The 16,047-nt window shown below is 69.3% G+C and carries 15 protein-coding genes; 13 read left to right on the top strand and 2 right to left on the bottom strand.

The features are described from left to right. Positions 1-93 precede the first annotated feature (93 nt). The 7 genes from D103_RS0108170 (at position 94) to lnt (ending at position 7,701) form a co-directional block, all read left to right on the top strand. On the top strand, positions 94-1,464 hold the full coding sequence (locus D103_RS0108170; RefSeq protein ID WP_018876466.1) for an MFS transporter: 1,371 nt from the start codon (positions 94-96) through the stop codon (positions 1,462-1,464). 109 nt (positions 1,465-1,573) lie between these two features. After that, positions 1,574-2,050, top strand: coding sequence for a single-stranded DNA-binding protein (gene ssb / locus D103_RS0108165; protein ID WP_018865690.1), 477 nt, complete (start codon positions 1,574-1,576; stop codon positions 2,048-2,050). Between the two features lie 47 nt (positions 2,051-2,097). Further along, positions 2,098-3,450, top strand: coding sequence for a tRNA (N6-isopentenyl adenosine(37)-C2)-methylthiotransferase MiaB (gene miaB, locus D103_RS0108160; RefSeq protein WP_018876465.1), 1,353 nt, complete (start codon positions 2,098-2,100; stop codon positions 3,448-3,450). A 287-nt stretch (positions 3,451-3,737) separates the two neighbouring features. Continuing rightward, entirely contained in the window at positions 3,738-4,766 is a 1,029-nt protein-coding gene (locus D103_RS0108155) for a PhoH family protein (RefSeq protein WP_018865692.1), read from the top strand. Beyond that, on the top strand, positions 4,756-5,268 hold the full coding sequence (gene ybeY, locus D103_RS0108150) for an rRNA maturation RNase YbeY (RefSeq protein ID WP_018876464.1): 513 nt from the start codon (positions 4,756-4,758) through the stop codon (positions 5,266-5,268). The genes D103_RS0108155 and ybeY overlap by 11 nt, the downstream gene beginning before the upstream one ends. Next, on the top strand, positions 5,261-6,193 hold the full coding sequence (locus tag D103_RS0108145) for an HlyC/CorC family transporter (RefSeq protein WP_018865694.1): 933 nt from the start codon (positions 5,261-5,263) through the stop codon (positions 6,191-6,193). Before ybeY ends, D103_RS0108145 begins: the two co-directional genes overlap by 8 nt. 5 nt (positions 6,194-6,198) lie before the next feature. Then, positions 6,199-7,701 (top strand): apolipoprotein N-acyltransferase, encoded by a 1,503-nt coding sequence (gene lnt / locus D103_RS0108140; protein ID WP_018876463.1) that lies wholly within the window; start codon positions 6,199-6,201, stop codon positions 7,699-7,701. Between the two features lie 17 nt (positions 7,702-7,718). Here the strand turns inward: lnt and D103_RS0108135 are convergent, their stop codons facing one another. Then, positions 7,719-8,258, bottom strand: coding sequence for a zinc ribbon-containing protein (locus D103_RS0108135; RefSeq protein WP_018865696.1), 540 nt, complete (start codon positions 8,256-8,258; stop codon positions 7,719-7,721). A gap of 109 nt (positions 8,259-8,367) precedes the next feature. Beyond that, positions 8,368-9,219: a DUF2189 domain-containing protein gene (locus D103_RS0108130; RefSeq protein ID WP_018865697.1), complete on the bottom strand. Its 852-nt coding sequence runs from the start codon at positions 9,217-9,219 to the stop codon at positions 8,368-8,370. A gap of 246 nt (positions 9,220-9,465) precedes the next feature. Here D103_RS0108130 and leuS point away from each other — a divergent pair, with 246 nt between their 5' ends. Genes leuS through rsfS form a run of 6 tightly spaced genes read left to right on the top strand, consistent with a single transcriptional unit; the run spans position 9,466 to position 16,036 of the window. Continuing rightward, positions 9,466-12,057 carry a leucine--tRNA ligase gene (leuS, locus tag D103_RS0108125; protein ID WP_018876462.1) on the top strand — a complete coding sequence of 864 codons (2,592 nt, stop codon included), beginning with the start codon at positions 9,466-9,468 and terminating at the stop codon, positions 12,055-12,057. Next, positions 12,054-12,593 carry an LPS assembly lipoprotein LptE gene (lptE, locus tag D103_RS0108120; RefSeq protein WP_018876461.1) on the top strand — a complete coding sequence of 180 codons (540 nt, stop codon included), beginning with the start codon at positions 12,054-12,056 and terminating at the stop codon, positions 12,591-12,593. Before leuS ends, lptE begins: the two co-directional genes overlap by 4 nt. Continuing rightward, positions 12,593-13,630 carry a DNA polymerase III subunit delta gene (gene holA, locus D103_RS0108115; protein ID WP_018876460.1) on the top strand — a complete coding sequence of 346 codons (1,038 nt, stop codon included), beginning with the start codon at positions 12,593-12,595 and terminating at the stop codon, positions 13,628-13,630. Before lptE ends, holA begins: the two co-directional genes overlap by 1 nt. A 4-nt stretch (positions 13,631-13,634) precedes the next feature. Then, positions 13,635-14,939: a glutamate-5-semialdehyde dehydrogenase gene (locus D103_RS0108110; RefSeq protein ID WP_018876459.1), complete on the top strand. Its 1,305-nt coding sequence runs from the start codon at positions 13,635-13,637 to the stop codon at positions 14,937-14,939. Between the two features lie 45 nt (positions 14,940-14,984). Further along, positions 14,985-15,635, top strand: a complete 651-nt coding sequence (gene nadD / locus D103_RS0108105; RefSeq protein ID WP_018865702.1) for a nicotinate-nucleotide adenylyltransferase — start codon at positions 14,985-14,987, stop codon at positions 15,633-15,635. An 8-nt stretch (positions 15,636-15,643) separates the two neighbouring features. After that, the gene (gene rsfS / locus D103_RS0108100) at positions 15,644-16,036 is read left to right on the top strand and encodes a ribosome silencing factor (protein ID WP_026279156.1); all 393 of its coding nucleotides are present in this window, start codon (positions 15,644-15,646) and stop codon (positions 16,034-16,036) included. The last annotated feature ends 11 nt before the right edge of the window (positions 16,037-16,047 follow it).

The raw sequence follows: 16,047 nt of genomic DNA, 5'->3' as shown, positions 1-16,047 counted from the left end.
CCGGGCGTGCGGCGCCATGGTTTCCGCGCCGGGGTTGCCGGTAAACTCCGCTGCCATGAACACCCCTCCGTCCATGCGCCGGTTCCGGACGCCATGAGCCCGCGCGAGTTGCGCGCCACCACCGGGCTCGCGGCGATCTATGGCGTGCGCATGGCGGGCCTGTTCATGGTCCTGCCCGTCTTTATGCTGCATGCCGACCGTATCCCTGGCGCGACTCCGCTGCTGATGGGGCTGGCGCTGGGGATCTACGGCCTCACCCAGGCGATTCTGCAGATCCCGTTCGGGCTGCTGTCCGACCGCGTGGGGCGCAAGCCGCTGATCCTGGCCGGCCTGCTGCTGTTCGTTGCCGGCAGCCTGGTGGCCGCGCTGGCGGAGACCATCCACGGCATCATCCTCGGGCGTGCCCTGCAGGGGGCCGGCGCGGTGGCCGCGGTGATCCTGGCCCTGACGGCGGACCTGGTCGGCGAGGAGCGTCGGATGCGGGCGCTGGCTGCCATCGGCTTGACCATCGGTCTGACCTTTACCGCCGCGATGGCCCTGGGCCCCTTGGTGGACCGTGCGGCGGGGCTGGAGGGGGTCTTCGGCCTCTCTGCGCTGCTCGGGTTGGTCGCGATCGTGATCCTGTTCCTGTGGGTGCCGAGCCCGGATCGGGTGCGCAGGCATCCGGACATGGTGCCGGTGTGGTCCGCGTTGCCGCGGGTCCTGCGCGCCCCCGACCTGCTGCGCCTGAATCTCGGCATCTTTGTGCTGCACCTGGTGCTGGCCGCGAACTTCCTGGTGATCCCGGTCCTGCTGCTGGAGACCCTGGCGCTGCCCGGGGCGAGTCACTGGAAGTTCTATGTGCCGGTCCTGCTGGCGGGGTTCGTGCTGATGCTGCCGGGGATCATCTTCGGCGAGCGGCGGCGGCGCGTGCACGCCGTGCTGCGCGCGGCGATCCTCCTGCTGGCCGGGGTGCAGGTCCTGCTGGCCCTGCTGGTGCTGGACGGTGGCGGCCTGTGGACGCTGGGCGCCTTGATGATCCTGTTCTTCGCCGCGTTCAATCTGCTGGAGGCCGGATTGCCGTCCCTGGTGGCACGCGTGGCGCCGGTGGCCCACAAGGGCACCGCGATGGGCGGCTTCGCCACCGCGCAGTTCCTCGGGATCTTCGCCGGCGGGATGCTGGGGGGCGCCTTGCTGACGGTCGCCGGGCCGGTCGGCGTGTTCCTCGCCGGGGTGCCTTTGCTGCTGCTGTGGTGGTGGGGGGCGCGCGGGATGCAGCCGCGCTACCGCTCCAACCGCGTGCTGGCGCTGCCCGCCCACTGGTCCGGTCGCGAGGCCGAGCTGCTGCGCCTGATCGCGCACTGGCCGGGGGTGCACGAGGCCGAGCTGTCGCCGGACGCCGGGTCCCTCTACCTGAAGGTGGAGCCCGGCGGTCCGGATACCCCCGAGCTGGCGGCCTGGCTGGCGCGCCCGCCCTCCCGGTAGCGCCGGCAGGACGTGCCCGCTCCGCGTCGTGGACCGGTGCACTGTCGCGGCGGGGGCGGGCTGCTACACTATCGGGTCTGTCTCTCCATGCCCGACTGAAGGAGGCCCCATGGCCCGCGGCGTCAACAAAGTCATCCTGCTCGGCAACCTCGGGGCCGACCCGGAAAAGCGCGAGACCCCCAACGGGGTTACCGTCACCAACCTGCGTCTGGCAACGTCGGAACAGTGGACCGACAAGAATTCCGGCGAGAAGCGCGAGAACACCGAATGGCACCGGGTGGTGATGTTCGGGCGCCTGGCGGATATCGCCGCGCAGTATCTGTCCAAGGGCTCGCAGGTCTATATCGAAGGCAAGATCCAGACGCGCAAGTGGCAGGACCAGTCCGGCAACGACCGCTACAGCACCGAGGTGGTCGCCAACGACATGCAGCTGATCGGCGGTCGCGGGGGCGGCGGCGGTGGCGGGTTCGATCAGGACCCGGGCTATGGCGGCGGCAATGCCTATGGCGGTGGCGGCCAGCAGGGTGGCAACCGCAGCAGCGCCCCGGTCTCCGGTGGCTTTGATGACGACGACGTCCCCTTCTAGAACGCACGGCGATCCCTGACCGGCCCAACCAGCGAAGTACCGAGAGCATGATCCGCAAGGTCTATATTCAGACGCACGGCTGCCAGATGAACGAGTACGACTCCGATCGCATGCTCGACGCGCTGCGCGAGCTGCACGGGGCCGAGCGTACCGACGATCCGGAGCAGGCCGATGTCCTGTTGATGAACACCTGCTCCATCCGCGAGAAGGCGCAGGAGAAGGTGTTCTCGCTGCTGGGGCGCTGGCGCCAGATCAAGGAGCGCCGGCCGGAGGTGATCATCGGCGTGGGGGGCTGTGTCGCCAGCCAGGAGGGCGACGCCCTGCGCGAACGTGCGCCGTATGTGGACCTGGTGTTCGGCCCGCAGACGCTGCACCGCCTGCCGGCGATGATCCAGTCGGTACGCCGCGAGCGGGCGCCGGTGGTGGACATCTCCTTCCCCGAGATCGAGAAGTTCGACCGCCTGCCCGAGCCGAAGGCCGATGGCCCGACCGCGTTCGTCTCGGTGATGGAGGGCTGTTCCAAGTACTGCAGCTTCTGCGTGGTGCCCTATACCCGCGGCGACGAGATCAGCCGGCCGTTCGACGACGTGATCGCCGAGGTGGTGGCGCTGGCCGCGCAGGGCGTCCGGGAGATCAACCTGCTGGGGCAGAACGTGAACGCCTATCGGGGACCGATGGAGGATGGCGATACCGCCGACCTCGCGCTGCTGATCCACTACGTCGCCGCGGTGGACGGGATCGAACGCATCCGCTTCACCACCTCGCACCCGGTGGAGTTCTCCGATTCGCTGATCCAGGCCTTTGCCGACGAGCCCAAGCTGGTCAGCCACCTGCACCTGCCGGTACAGAGCGGCTCCGACCGCATCCTGGCGCAGATGAAACGCGGCCACACGATCCTGGAATACAAGTCCAAGATCCGCCGCCTGCGCGAGGCGCGCCCGGACCTGGACCTGTCCTCCGACTTCATCGTCGGCTTCCCCGGCGAGACGGATGCCGACCACGCGGCGACCATGAAGCTGATCGAGGAGCTGCACTTCGACTTCTCCTTCAGCTTCATCTACAGCGCCCGCCCGGGCACACCGGCGGCCTCACTGCCGGACGACGTGCCGCTGGCCACCAAGAAGGCCCGCCTGGCCGAGCTGCAGGCCCTGATCGAGCAGCACGGGCGCGAACGCAACCAGGCCATGGTCGGCAACATCGAGCCCGTGCTGGTCGAGGGCCCGGCCAAGCGCAATCCCGGCGAACTGGCCGGACGCACGGCGAACAACCGCATCGTGAACTTCGCCGGCGACCCCGGCCTGATCGGGCAGATGATCCCGGTCGAGATCACCGATGCCCTGGCGCATTCCCTGCGCGGCCGAACCGTGGAGCGGGCCATGTCTGCGGCCGTCGGCGCCTAGGGAAACACTGAACAATGTGCATGTTCGCGTTGGCACCCCATGTTTTCCGAGTCAAGGCGCGGTCCGCAGGCGGTAGTGGTTCTACCGGCAAGGGCCGCAACGCAGGATCGGGGAACATGGGGTGCCAACCCCACAAATCATTTGAAGCCGGGGCTCGGCCGCTTTTGCCCGCGGACGGCGTTGCGGCTCGTTCATGTAGCCAGGCTACACTTCACTCACCGCGCCTGGTCAGCGAGCAAAAGCGACTCGAGCGCGAACATGCACATTGTTCAGTGGTTCCCTAGCGCATGGCCAATCGTCTGGATTTCACCCTGGAACCCGGTGACCAGGAGACGCTCGCGCGGATCTCCGGGCCGCTGGATGCCCATCTGCGCCTGATCGAGTCGCGCCTGGGCGTGGCCGTGCACAACCGCGGACCGCGCTTTAATCTGACCGGTCCGAAGACCGCGGTGCAGGCCGCCGGGGCGCTGATCCACGACCTCCATCGCATGGCGCAGGAGGAGCCGGTCAGCCTGGAACAGGTGCATACGGCGCTGCAGACGGCGCATGTCGAAGGCCTGGCCGAGCCCGACGGCAATGCGGGCGATCCATCGCTGCGCCTGAAGCGCGCGGTGATCCGCGGGCGCGGCCCGCGCCAGGCGAAATACCTGGCGGCGATTGCGCAGCACGACCTCAGTTTCGGCATCGGGCCGGCCGGTACCGGCAAGACCTTCCTCGCGGTCGCCGCCGCCGTCGCGGCGCTGGAGCAGGACCGCGTGCAGCGACTGGTGCTGGTGCGCCCGGCGGTGGAGGCCGGCGAGCGCCTGGGGTTCCTGCCCGGCGACCTGGCGCAGAAGATCGACCCCTACCTGCGCCCGATGTACGACGCCCTCTACGAGTTGATGGGCTTCGACCAGACCGCGCGCCTGATGGAGCGTCAGGTGATCGAGGTGGCCCCGCTGGCCTACATGCGCGGGCGCACGCTGAACGAGGCCTTCATCATCCTCGACGAGGCGCAGAACACCACGGTTGAGCAGATGAAGATGTTCCTGACCCGCATCGGCTTTGGTTCCACGGCGGTCGTCAACGGCGACATCACCCAGGTCGACCTGCCGCGCGGCCAGCGCTCCGGGCTCAAGCACGCGATGCAGATCCTGAACGACGTGGAGGGTGTACATATCACCCGCTTCCAGGCGGGTGACGTGGTGCGCCATCCGCTGGTGCAGCGCATTGTGGAGGCCTACGACGCCCACGACAGCGCCTCCGGCAAACCGGATGCGGCGCCCGAGTCCGGTGCCGGCGCCGCTGTGGACGGGCAGGACGCCGATGGGGCTTGAGGTTGCGGTGCAGTACGCCGTGCCGCGCGCCGGCCTGCCGGCTGCCACCACCCTGCACCGCGCGGCCCGCGCGGCCTGGCGCGGGGCCGGCGAGGCTGCGGTGACGCTGCGCCTGGTGGATGTCGACGAGGGGCGCACCCTGAACCATGTCTTCCGCGGCCGCGACTACGCGACCAATGTACTGTCCTTCCCCGCACCGGAGCTGCCGCCCGGTCTGCCGCCCGAGGCGAACGCCTATCTCGGCGATGTCATCCTGTGCGCGCCGGTGCTGGCGCGCGAGGCGGTGGAGCAGGGCAAGCCCCTGGCCGCCCACTACCACCACATGGTGGTGCACGGGATGCTGCACCTGCAGGGGATGGATCACCAGACGCCGGACGAGGCCGCGCGGATGGAGGCCGTTGAGCGCTCCATCCTGACCGGGTTAGGCTATCCCGACCCCTACGCCGAGCATCCGGCCCGCGCGCTGACGCCGAACCCAGCCGGAAACGCCCCCGATGCCTGAACCCGAACCCGACGAGCAACCGATCTGGCGGCGCTGGCTGGCCCGCGTCGCCGAGACCCTGCGTCCGCGCCGCGAACCGGCTACCCGCCGCGAGCTGATCGAGACCCTGCGGGGCGCCCACGCCCGCGAACTGGTCGACCCCGAGGCCCTGACCATGCTCGAGGGCGTGCTCAACGTGGCCGACATGCAGGTGCGCGACATCATGATCCCGCGCGCGCAGATGGAAGTGGTCCGCCGGGATGCGGGGCTCTCCGAGTTTCTCCCCGACGTGGTGGCCTCCGCGCACTCGCGGCTGCCGGTAGTCGGGGATCACCGTGACGAGGTCGTTGGCGTCCTGCTGGCCAAGGACCTGCTGCGCTTCTTCGGCGAGCCCGACGATGCTGCCTTCGACATGCAGGAGATCCTGCGCCCGGCGGTGTTCGTGCCGGAGAGCAAGCGTCTGAACGTGCTGCTGAAGGAGTTCCGCCTGAGCCGCAACCACATGGCGATCGTGGTGGACGAGTACGGTGGCGTGGCCGGACTGGTGACCATCGAGGACGTGCTGGAGCAGATCGTCGGCGAGATCGAGGACGAGCACGATGTCGAGGACTACCTGACCCAGATCATGCAGCACCCCGGCGGGCGCTACACCATCAAGGCGCTGACGCCGATGGAGGAGTTCAACGCCTACTTCCAGACCGCCTACAGCGAGGCCGACTTCGACACCATCGGAGGCCTGGTGCTGTCGCACTTCGGGCATGTGCCGCGGCGTGGCGAACAGATCGTGGTGGATGGCATGCAGTTTCGCGTATTGCGGGCCGACAACCGGCGTCTGCATCTGCTGGAGATGCGCCTGCCGGAGCCGGATGGCCGCGTGACCACCGGCGAGGGGGCGCAGCCATTCGATGGCCCGGCCCCGGAGCCGGGCGACCACCGCGCCCCCTGACGGTCATGCCGATCCGTGTCGCGGACTTGCCGCCCTGGGCCGCGGGGCTGGTGGCCCTGCTGGCCGGGGCGGGGGCGACCCTGGCCTTTGCCCCGGTGGGCTGGTTCCTGGCGGCCCCACTGGCCCTGGCCGCCTGGTTTGCCCTGCTGCCCGGGGTGACCCCGGGCCGGGCCGCCGGGATCGGCTATGCCTTTGGTCTCGGGTTTTTCGGCGTCGGGGTGACCTGGATCTTCAACAGCCTGCTGGTGTTCGGCCAGGCCCCGCTGGTCGTGGCCTCGCTGATTACCGTGCTGTTTGTGCTGGCCATGGCGGTCTATCCGGCGCTGCTGGCCGCGCTGGCGGCGCGCTTCCTGCCGCTGGGGCGTCCGGCCGGGATGCTGGCGCTGGCCGGTGGCCTGGTGCTGATGGAGCTGGCGCGCTCCTGGCTGTTCTCCGGCTTTCCCTGGCTCCTGTTCGGGCACACCGTGCTGGACACACCGCTGCAGCCCTGGCTGCCGCTGGCCGGCGAGCTGGGGGCGGGGCTGGTCGTGGCACTGCTGGCGGTGGCCGTGGTCAGCGTGTTCCGGGCCGGGCAGCGCGGGGCGGGCGCGGGGCTGGTCGGGGTGCTGGTGCTGGCTTCGCTCGTGCCGGGGCTCGCACGCTGGGTAGAGCCGGGCGGCGAGGCGCTCTCGGTGGCCATGGTGCAGGGCAATATCGATCAGGCACGCAAGTGGGATGCCGACGGCATCGAGTATTCGCTGGGGATCTACCAGGAACTGACCCGCGAGGCAGGGGACGTGGATCTGGTGGTCTGGCCGGAGACCGCGATCCCGGCGTTCTATGTGGAAGTGCAGCGCCCGCTGGGGCAGCTCGCGCAGTCGCTGGCGGAGCACGATGCCGAGCTGCTGGTCGGGGTGTTCGACCATGCTTCGGCCGGCCGTCACGTCTACAACTCGGTGATCAACGTGACCACCGGCGCGGGGTACAACAAGCGCCAGCTGGTCCCGTTCGGCGAATATATCCCGCTGCGCGGCCAGCTCGACTGGCTGGACCGGCTGCTGGCGATCCCGATGTCCGACCTGTCCCCGGGGACCGGTGACGGGCGCATGCGGGTGGCCGGCCAGACGGCCGGGGTCAGCATCTGTTACGAGTCTGCGTATTCGCGCCACATCCGGGCCGCGCTGCCGGAGGCGGGATTCCTGGTCAATGTCTCCAACGACGCCTGGTTCGGCGACAGCCTGGCGCCGGCCCAGCATCTGCAGATCGCCCGGGTGCGGGCGGTGGAGACCGGGCGCCCGATGATCCGCGCGACCAATACCGGGATCTCGGCCCTGATCGATGCCGATGGCCGCATCCTGGAACGTTCGGGCTCGTTTACCCGCGAGGTAGTCACCGGCACCCTGCAGCCGCGCCAGGGCGTGACGCCGGCGACCGCCACCGGGGCGGGGCCGGCCGTGCTTGCCGCGCTGGTGCTGGTGGTTGCCGGTGCCGCCGTCGGGCGCCGGCGCGGCGCCCGCGGCGCCGACTGAACCTGTCCCCGGAGGGGTTACTCCGCCTCGGTGCCTCCGGGGCCGCGGCGGAAGGTGGTGTTGTGGCAGTTGGAGCACGGGGGGATGCGGCCGACCCGGGTCATGTGCAGCGGATGGCCGCACTTCTTGCACAGCAGCTCGCCCGGGCCGGTGATCTCGCCGGTGTGCCACTCGCCCATCACCTGGGCGCGCGCGGTCAGTTCGGTGATCTCGATCCGGGTGCGGTCGGCGATCCGCTCCAGGGCGTTCTTGATGCCGGCCTCGATCAGGCCCAGATCGATCTGCAGCCAGCCGCGCCAGTCAGAGCTGCGACTGTCCAGGTAGGCGCCGAGGTCCTGCAGGTCGCGGCGCAGGTAGTCCATCACCTCGTGGGCCTCTTCGCGGGTCAGGTCGCTGGCCTTCTGCACACGGTCGCGGGCGTTCTCCAGGGCCTCGGTGATGGCCTTGCTGGTCTTGTCTTCCAGTTTCTCGAGGTCCTCGGTGACCTCGTTCAGCATGCGGTGATAGGCATCGCTCAGGCGCGATTCGCGCTCCTGATCCTTCTGTTCTTCGCTCATCGGCCTCTCCTTTGCGAGCGTAGATGGTGGCGTGTCCCTAACGTTAGCACGAGCGCGGTGGTCCCCGGAGCCCGCGCCCCGGGGACGACCGCGCTTGGCCTGTCGGAGCTCAGCTTGCCTCGACCATATCCCGGTAGCCATGCCACATGGCGAAACCCAGCCACGGGAAGATCACGATCAGGGCCAGCAGGCCGGTTGCGATCGACACCATGAACAGGGCCGTGATGATCAGGGCCCACAGAATCAGGGTGCCCGGGTTGTGGTTGAAGGCCTTCAGGCTGACACCAATGGACTCGATCAGGCTCTTTTGCGGGGCATCGGCGCGCACCCGGTGATCCAGGAGGGCCGGGATGGTCGCCAGGCTCAGGGCGAAGACCACCAGCCCGAACACGATGGCGGCCAGCACGACCCCCACCAGCGAGATGATCCCGGCGCCGCTGCCGAGCATCGCACCCACCAGATGGTGCAACTGCCCCATCATGGCGAGTTCGCCGATGTTGAGGACCGCGATCCACATCCACACGAAACTGGCCCAGATCACGAACAGCACGGCCAGGAGCGCGGCGAAGCCCCAGATCGAGCCACCGAGGGTGCCCAGCCAGCCGAGTCCGGCACCGCCCGGCTCGCCGCGTTCCTTCTGCAGCGCCAGGTAGTTCACCCCCACCGCGAGTACAGGGCCGAGCAGCAGGATGCCGGCGAGGAAGGAAAAGGCCATCCACGGCTGGTTCCACGACAGGCCCAACAGGACCAGGCTGGCCAGCGCAATCACCAGGCCGTGTACGAGGGCCACCGGCGTCTTCCAGAGGTCGCGCCAGCCCTTGCCGAGCCAGGTGCCGAGGTCCTCGGGCGCGACTTCACGGATCGCGGGCGAGTCGGTCTCGGGCGTGTGTTCGGGATGGGTCTCGCCCAGATCCTCCGGGTAGGCCCGCTGCACAACGGGGATCTCGTCCTTCTCGTGCATGTCCTTCCTCCTTGGAACGTCAGGTTCAACGTTTCCGGTTGCTTTACCCAGTGAGGCAGTCCGAGCCGGGGGCATGTTCCTGAATTGACGTGACGCGGTTCACAGGCCGCCGGTGATCCGGGTGTCCCTCCGGATCTCTGCCCTGCGCCGCGCGAGGCTGCGGGGCGCTGTTTCCCTTGGAGGGGGTGGGGGGCGCTGGTATTCTGCGCAGTTCTTTGTTTTCGGCGATCAGGACAGGTGAGGCGCATGCAGGAGCACTATTCCCCCGAGGCGGTCGAGGCGCAGGCACAGCGCCAGTGGGAGGAGGCCGACTGCTTCCGCGCGCGCGAGGACGCCGCCGGCGAGCCGTTCTACTGCCTGTCCATGTTCCCCTACCCCTCGGGCAAGCTGCACATGGGGCATGTGCGCAACTACACCATCGGTGACGTGATCGCCCGCTTCCAGCGCATGCAGGGCAAAAGCGTGCTACAGCCGATGGGCTGGGATGCCTTCGGCCTGCCGGCGGAAAACGCGGCGATGCAGAACCACGTCCCGCCGGCCGCGTGGACGCGCCAGAACATCGAGCAGATGCGCACCCAGCTCAAGCGCCTGGGCTTTGCCTACGACTGGTCGCGCGAGTTCGCGACCTGCGATGCCGACTACTACCGCTGGGAACAGTGGCTGTTCGTGCGCCTGCTGAAGAAGGGCCTGGTCTATCGCAAGAAGGCGACCGTGAACTGGGACCCGGTGGACCAGACCGTACTCGCCAACGAGCAGGTGATCGAGGGCCGTGGCTGGCGCTCCGGCGCGCTGGTCGAGCGCCGCGAGATGCCGCAGTGGTTCCTGCGCATCACCGACTACGCCGACGAGCTGCTGGAGGCCCTGGACGACCTCAACGGCTGGCCGGACCAGGTGCGCACCATGCAGCGCAACTGGATCGGGCGTTCCGAGGGCGTGGAGCTGGAGTTCGCGGTGGATGGCGGCGAACCGCTGACCGTCTATACCACGCGTCCGGACACCCTGTTCGGCGTCTCCTACATGGCGCTGGCCCCGGAACACCCGCGGGTGCAGGCGCTGGCGGAACATGATGCCGAACTGGCTGCGTTCGTCGCTGACTGCGCGCAAGGCGGGGTGGCCGAGGCCGATCTGGCGACCATGGAGAAGAAGGGTCGGTCGCTGGGCTTTACCGCCCGCCATCCGCTGACTGGTGCGGAGGTCCCGGTCTGGGTCGCCAACTTCGTGTTGATGGAATACGGCACCGGCGCGGTGATGGCGGTGCCGGCACACGACGAACGCGACCACGAGTTCGCGACGAAATACGACCTGCCGATCTGGCAGGTGATCGCCCCGGCCGACGGTACCGAGTGCGACGTACAGGCCGCGGCCTTCACCGATCCCGGTGTGCTGGTGAACTCCGGCGACTTCGACGGGCAGGCCTCCGAGGCGGCCAAGGCCGCGATCGCCGAACACCTGGAGCAGGCCGGGCTGGGCCGGCGCCGGCGCAACTACCGCCTGCGCGACTGGGGCATCTCGCGCCAGCGCTACTGGGGCTGCCCGATCCCGGTGATCCACTGCGACGACTGCGGGGCGGTGCCGGTGCCGGAGGCGGACCTGCCGGTGCGCCTGCCGGAGGACGTGATCCCGGACGGCGCCGGCTCGCCGCTGGCGCGCATGCCCGAGTTCTTCGAGGCAACCTGCCCGGAATGCGGCAAGCCGGCACGGCGCGAGACCGATACCTTCGACACCTTCTTCGAATCCAGCTGGTACTTCGCCCGCTACGCCTGCGCCGACAATGAAACGGCCATGCTCGATGCGCGCGCCGATCACTGGCTGCCGGTGGATCAGTACGTCGGCGGGATCGAGCACGCGGTGCTGCATCTGCTGTATGCGCGCTTTTTCCACAAGCTGCTGCGCGACGAGGGCCTGCTGGCCTCCGACGAGCCATTCACCCGGCTGCTGACCCAGGGCATGGTGATCGCGCCGACCTTCTACCGCGAACGCGGTGACGGCGGGAAGGACTGGATCAACCCGGCCGATGTCGAGCTGGAGCGCGCCGAGGACGGCTCGGTGAAGGCCGCGCGCCACCGCGAGGATGGTCAGCCGGTCATGGTCGGCGGCATGGAGAAGATGTCCAAGTCGAAGAACAACGGCGTGGACCCCCAGGCCCTGATCGAGCGCTTCGGCGCCGATACCGCGCGGCTGTTCACCATGTTCGCGGCCCCCCCGGACCTGTCGCTGGAGTGGTCCGATTCCGGCGTGGAGGGCGCGCATCGCTTCATCAAGCGCCTGTGGCGGGCGGTGCACGAGCACGTGAATGGTGATGCCCCGGGTGCCCTGGACGTGGACGCCCTGGACGACGCCGGGCGCGAGCTGCGGCGCAAGCTGCACGACACCATCGCCAAGGTGACCGACGACATCGGGCGGCGCCAGACCTTCAACACGGCCGTGGCCGCGAACATGGAGCTGCTGAACGACCTCGGCAAATTCCCGAAGGATGGTGCGCAGGCCGTGGCCGTGCGTCAGGAGGCCCTGGAGGGCATCGTGCGTATGCTGGCGCCGATCATCCCGCACGTGACCGAGACCCTGTGGCAGGCCCTGGGGCACGACGACCTGGTGGCGGCAACCCCGTGGCCGGCCGTCGACGAGGCCGCACGCCAGGCCGCGCAGGAGACCCTGGCGGTGCAGGTGAACGGCAAGCGCCGCGCCGAGATTGCGGTGCCGGCCGGCGCCGACAAGGACGCGATCGAGAGTGTTGCCCGCAACGACGAGAACGTTCAGCGCCATATCGAGGGGCAGAACGTGGTCAAGGTGATCGTGGTCCCGGGCCGGCTGGTCAACTTCGTGGTGAAGCCGCAATGACCGGCCTGCTGCGTGCGGGGCTGGTGCTGGTGCTGGTGGCCGCGCTGGCTGCCTGTGGATTCCAGCTGCGGGGCAGTGGCGAGTGGCCGGAGGCGCTGCAGCCAGTGCAGATCACCGGCATCAATACGCGCGACTCGCTGTACCGCGAACTGGCCGTGACCCTGGGCGCCTCCGGCGTGGAGATCGTCAATCAGCGGCCGGAAGGGCAGGGTGCGATCCTCGAGATCCGCTCGGTCAACGATCAGCGCCGCACCCTGTCGGTGACCGAGGCTGCCCGGGTCTCCGAGTACGAACTGATCCGCACGGTCAACGCCCGCCTGCGCCCGGTGGACGGCGAGGCGGTGGACCTGGGGCCGCTGCGCGCCTCGCGCATCTACCTGTTCGACGGGACCGCCGTGCTCAGCCGCGGTGAGCGCGAGGCCACCCTGCGCGAAGCGATGGACCGTGACATCGTCAGCCAGCTGCAGCGCCGCATTGCGGCGCTGACCGAGCCGGACGGTACGCTGCGCGAGGCGGTGGAGGACCCGGCCCCGTAATGGCGCTGGATATCGCCCGCCTGGAGCAGGATCTCGCCCGCGGGCTGGCGCCGATCTACCTGCTGCTGGCCGAGGAGCCGCTGCAGGCGATCGAGGCGGCCGACGCGATCCGCGCGGCCGCCCGCGAGCAGGGCTTCCTCGAGCGCACGGTGCTGGACCTGACCGCGCAGTCCGACTGGGGGCCGTTCGAGGCCGCGATCCGCGACCGCTCGCTGTTCGCCGAGCGCACGGTGCTGGACCTGCGCCTGGCCACCGGCAAACCGGGCAAGACCGGTGGTGACCACCTGAAGGCCTATGCCGGCGAGCCGCAGGACGATCTGGTGCTGCTGTTGCAGCTCCCCAGGCCGGACCGCGACATGCGCCGGGCCGCCTGGTTCAAGGCCCTGGAAAACCGCGCGGTGGTGATCCATGCGCGTCCGGTGCCGCCGGCCCAGCTGGGCAGCTGGATCCGCGCGCGCCTGCAGAAGAACGGGCTGCGCATCACCGACCCGGCGCTGGCGCTGCTGGTCGCGCGGGTGGAGGGCAACCTGCTGGCCGCGCGTCAGGAGATCGAGAAGCTGGCGCTGGCCGGCGTCACCGAGATCGACGAGACCGTAATGGCGGAGGCCACCACCGATTCGGCGCGCTTCGAGCTGTTCGCCCTGGCGCCGACCGCGCTGCGCGGCGATGTCCGCCATGCGCTGCGCATGCTGGAGGGGCTGCTTGAGGAGGGCCAGGCCGAGCCGCTGATCCTCTGGGCGCTGGCGCGCGAATGCCGGCTGCTGGTGCAGGCGATGGAGCGCAAGGCCGCCGGCGCGCCCGACAAGGAGGCCTTCCAGGGCAGCTTCGGCGATGGCCAGAAGGCCCTGCGCCAGGCGATGTCGCGGTTGAGCCTGACGCAGGCGCGGGGCCTGCTGGCCGAGGCCGCGCGCGTGGATCGCGTGATCAAGGGTCAGGAAAACGGCAATGCCCGGCAGGGGTTGCTAGACTTGGTGGCCCGTATGGCGGGGCGCCCGCTGACCGTGGCCGAACCCGCCCTGAACCCGGAACGAGTCTGACCGCATGAACGCTGCCGTGAACCCCACCGAATCCGTAGCCGACGATGTGATCGCCCAGGTCGAGGCGCTGGGCCGTGCCGCGCGCGTGGCCTCGCGGCGCATGGCCGAGGCCGAGCCGGGCGCGAAGAACGCGGCCCTGCACGCGATCGCCGAGGGCATCGCCGCGCGCCGTGCCGAACTGGCGGAGGCCAACAGTCGCGACCTGGAGGCCGGACGCGAGCGCGGCCTGGACGCCGCGATGCTGGACCGCCTGGCGCTGACCGATGCCCGCATCGACACCATGATCGAGGGCTGCCGCCAGGTGGCGGGCCTGCCCGATCCGGTGGGCACCATCTCCGACATGGCCTATCAGCCAAGCGGCATACAGGTCGGCCAGATGCGCGTACCGCTGGGCGTGATCGGCATCATCTACGAGTCGCGCCCGAACGTGACCATCGACGCCGCCGCGCTGTGCCTGAAGTCCGGCAACGCCGCGATCCTGCGCGGCGGCTCCGAGGCCCTGCACTCGAATCAGGCCCTGGCCGCGATCATCCAGGCCGGGCTGGAGCAGGCCGGGCTGCCGCGCGAGGCGGTGCAGGTGGTGCCGACCACCGACCGCGCGGCGGTGGGCGCGCTGCTGCGCATGCCGCAGTACGTGGACGTGATCGTGCCGCGCGGTGGCAAGGGCCTGATCGAACGCGTCAGCAACGAGTCGCAGATCCCGGTGATCAAGCACCTGGACGGCGTCTGCCACGTGTACGTGGACGGCGGGGCCGATCTCGACAAGGCGCTGGCGGTCGCGGTGAACGCCAAGACCCAGCGCTATGGCACCTGCAACACCATGGAGACGCTGCTGGTCCACGCGGATCAGGCCGAGGCCTTCCTGCCGCGCCTGGCGGCGGCCCTGGGGGAACACCAGGTGAGCCTGCGAGGCTGCGCGCGCACCCGGGCCATCCTCGCGCACACCGGGACGGACATCGCCGAGGCCACCGAGGACGACTGGGTGGCCGAATACCTGGGGCCGATCCTCGCGATCCGCGTGGTCGACGACCTCGATATGGCGATGGACCACATCAATACCTATGGCTCGCACCATACCGACAGCATCGTGACCGAGGACTACACCCGGGCCCGGCGCTTCCTGCGCGCGGTGGACTCCAGCTCGGTGATGGTGAATGCCTCCACCCGCTTCGCCGACGGCTTCGAGTACGGCCTGGGTGCGGAGATCGGCATCTCCACCGACAAGCTGCACGCGCGCGGCCCGGTGGGCCTGCACGGGCTGACGACCCTCAAGTACGTGGTGTTCGGCGACGGTCATGTGCGTGGCTGAGAAAGACGCGCGATTGGATCAGCGTCTCTCTGGGGCACGCCCGGCGTGATCGGGATCCTCGGCGGCACCTTCGATCCGATCCACTTCGGGCATCTGCGTCCGGCGCTGGAGATCCAGCAGCATCTGGGCCTGGAACGGGTACACTTCATCCCCTGCCACGTGCCGCCGCATCGCGCGAGCCCGGGCACCGGCAGCGACGACCGGCTGGCGATGGTGGAGAGTGCCATCGCGGACGTGCCGGGGTTTGTGGCCGATCGCCGTGAACTGGATCGCGAAGGGCCGTCCTACACCGTCGACACCCTGCTCAGCTTCCGCGAGGAGCTGGGGCCGGAGGCACCGCTGGTGCTGATCATGGGCATGGACGCCTTCGCCGGCCTGCCGTCGTGGAACCGCTGGAAGCAGATCTTCGATCTGGCGCATATCGTGGTCTCGCATCGTCCCGGCAGCCCGGCCTCGCAGGATCTGGGGGGCTGGCTGGGTAATGCCGCAACCCGCGACCCGGCGGTGCTGCGCAATGCCCCGGGCGGGCGGGTCTATTTCCAGCCGGTGACCCAGCTCGATATCTCCGCCACCGCGATCCGGGATGAACTGCAGGCCGGGCGCAGCCCGCGCTTCCTGCTCCCCGGCGCCGTCAATCGCTACATCCACGACCGCGGCCTGTACCGGGCCGTGTCGAACCGCAATCACGGGATATGACCGACAGCATGAACAGTGAACAACTCCTGGAGCTGGTGACTACCGCTCTGGACGACATGAAGGCCCAGAACATCCGCAGCATCGACGTGCGCGGCAAGACCACGCTGGCGGACTACATGGTGATCGCCTCCGGGACCTCCGGGCGTCACGTGCAGTCCACCGCGGAGTCGGTGGCAATGAAGGCCAAGGAGGCCGGCATCCAGCCGCTGGGGGTCGAGGGCCAGGAGAGCCAGGAGTGGGTGCTGGTGGACCTGAACGACGTGATCGTCCACGTGATGCTCCCGGAGACCCGCGACTTCTACAACCTGGAAAAGCTCTGGCTGGCCGAGGAGGCCGCGGATACCGAAAAGGCCGCGCCCGAGGACCCCAGCCTGGAGCGCGTCCGCCGCCTGCGCGGCTGACCGGGGCGCGC

Source organism: Thioalkalivibrio sp. ALE31 (assembly GCF_000377405.1).
Lineage (GTDB): Bacteria > Pseudomonadota > Gammaproteobacteria > Ectothiorhodospirales > Ectothiorhodospiraceae > Thioalkalivibrio.
Note: the sequence above shows the minus strand (reverse complement) of the source record. Positions and strands in the feature narration are given on the sequence as shown.

What these genes read in the sequence shown, in the direction of transcription:
- lptE (WP_018876461.1), top strand. Translation starts at nt 12,054, where the DNA reads ATGACCGGCCTGCTGCGTGCGGGGCTGGTGCTGGTGCTGGTGGCCGCG.
- holA (WP_018876460.1), top strand. Translation starts at nt 12,593, where the DNA reads ATGGCGCTGGATATCGCCCGCCTGGAGCAGGATCTCGCCCGCGGGCTG.
- lnt (WP_018876463.1), top strand. Translation starts at nt 6,199, where the DNA reads ATGCCGATCCGTGTCGCGGACTTGCCGCCCTGGGCCGCGGGGCTGGTG.
- ssb (WP_018865690.1), top strand. Translation starts at nt 1,574, where the DNA reads ATGGCCCGCGGCGTCAACAAAGTCATCCTGCTCGGCAACCTCGGGGCC.
- leuS (WP_018876462.1), top strand. Translation starts at nt 9,466, where the DNA reads ATGCAGGAGCACTATTCCCCCGAGGCGGTCGAGGCGCAGGCACAGCGC.
- D103_RS0108170 (WP_018876466.1), top strand. Translation starts at nt 94, where the DNA reads ATGAGCCCGCGCGAGTTGCGCGCCACCACCGGGCTCGCGGCGATCTAT.
- ybeY (WP_018876464.1), top strand. Translation starts at nt 4,756, where the DNA reads ATGGGGCTTGAGGTTGCGGTGCAGTACGCCGTGCCGCGCGCCGGCCTG.
- miaB (WP_018876465.1), top strand. Translation starts at nt 2,098, where the DNA reads ATGATCCGCAAGGTCTATATTCAGACGCACGGCTGCCAGATGAACGAG.
- rsfS (WP_026279156.1), top strand. Translation starts at nt 15,644, where the DNA reads ATGAACAGTGAACAACTCCTGGAGCTGGTGACTACCGCTCTGGACGAC.
- D103_RS0108110 (WP_018876459.1), top strand. Translation starts at nt 13,635, where the DNA reads ATGAACGCTGCCGTGAACCCCACCGAATCCGTAGCCGACGATGTGATC.
- D103_RS0108130 (WP_018865697.1), bottom strand. Translation starts at nt 9,219, where the DNA reads ATGCACGAGAAGGACGAGATCCCCGTTGTGCAGCGGGCCTACCCGGAG.
- D103_RS0108145 (WP_018865694.1), top strand. Translation starts at nt 5,261, where the DNA reads ATGCCTGAACCCGAACCCGACGAGCAACCGATCTGGCGGCGCTGGCTG.
- D103_RS0108135 (WP_018865696.1), bottom strand. Translation starts at nt 8,258, where the DNA reads ATGAGCGAAGAACAGAAGGATCAGGAGCGCGAATCGCGCCTGAGCGAT.
- D103_RS0108155 (WP_018865692.1), top strand. Translation starts at nt 3,738, where the DNA reads ATGGCCAATCGTCTGGATTTCACCCTGGAACCCGGTGACCAGGAGACG.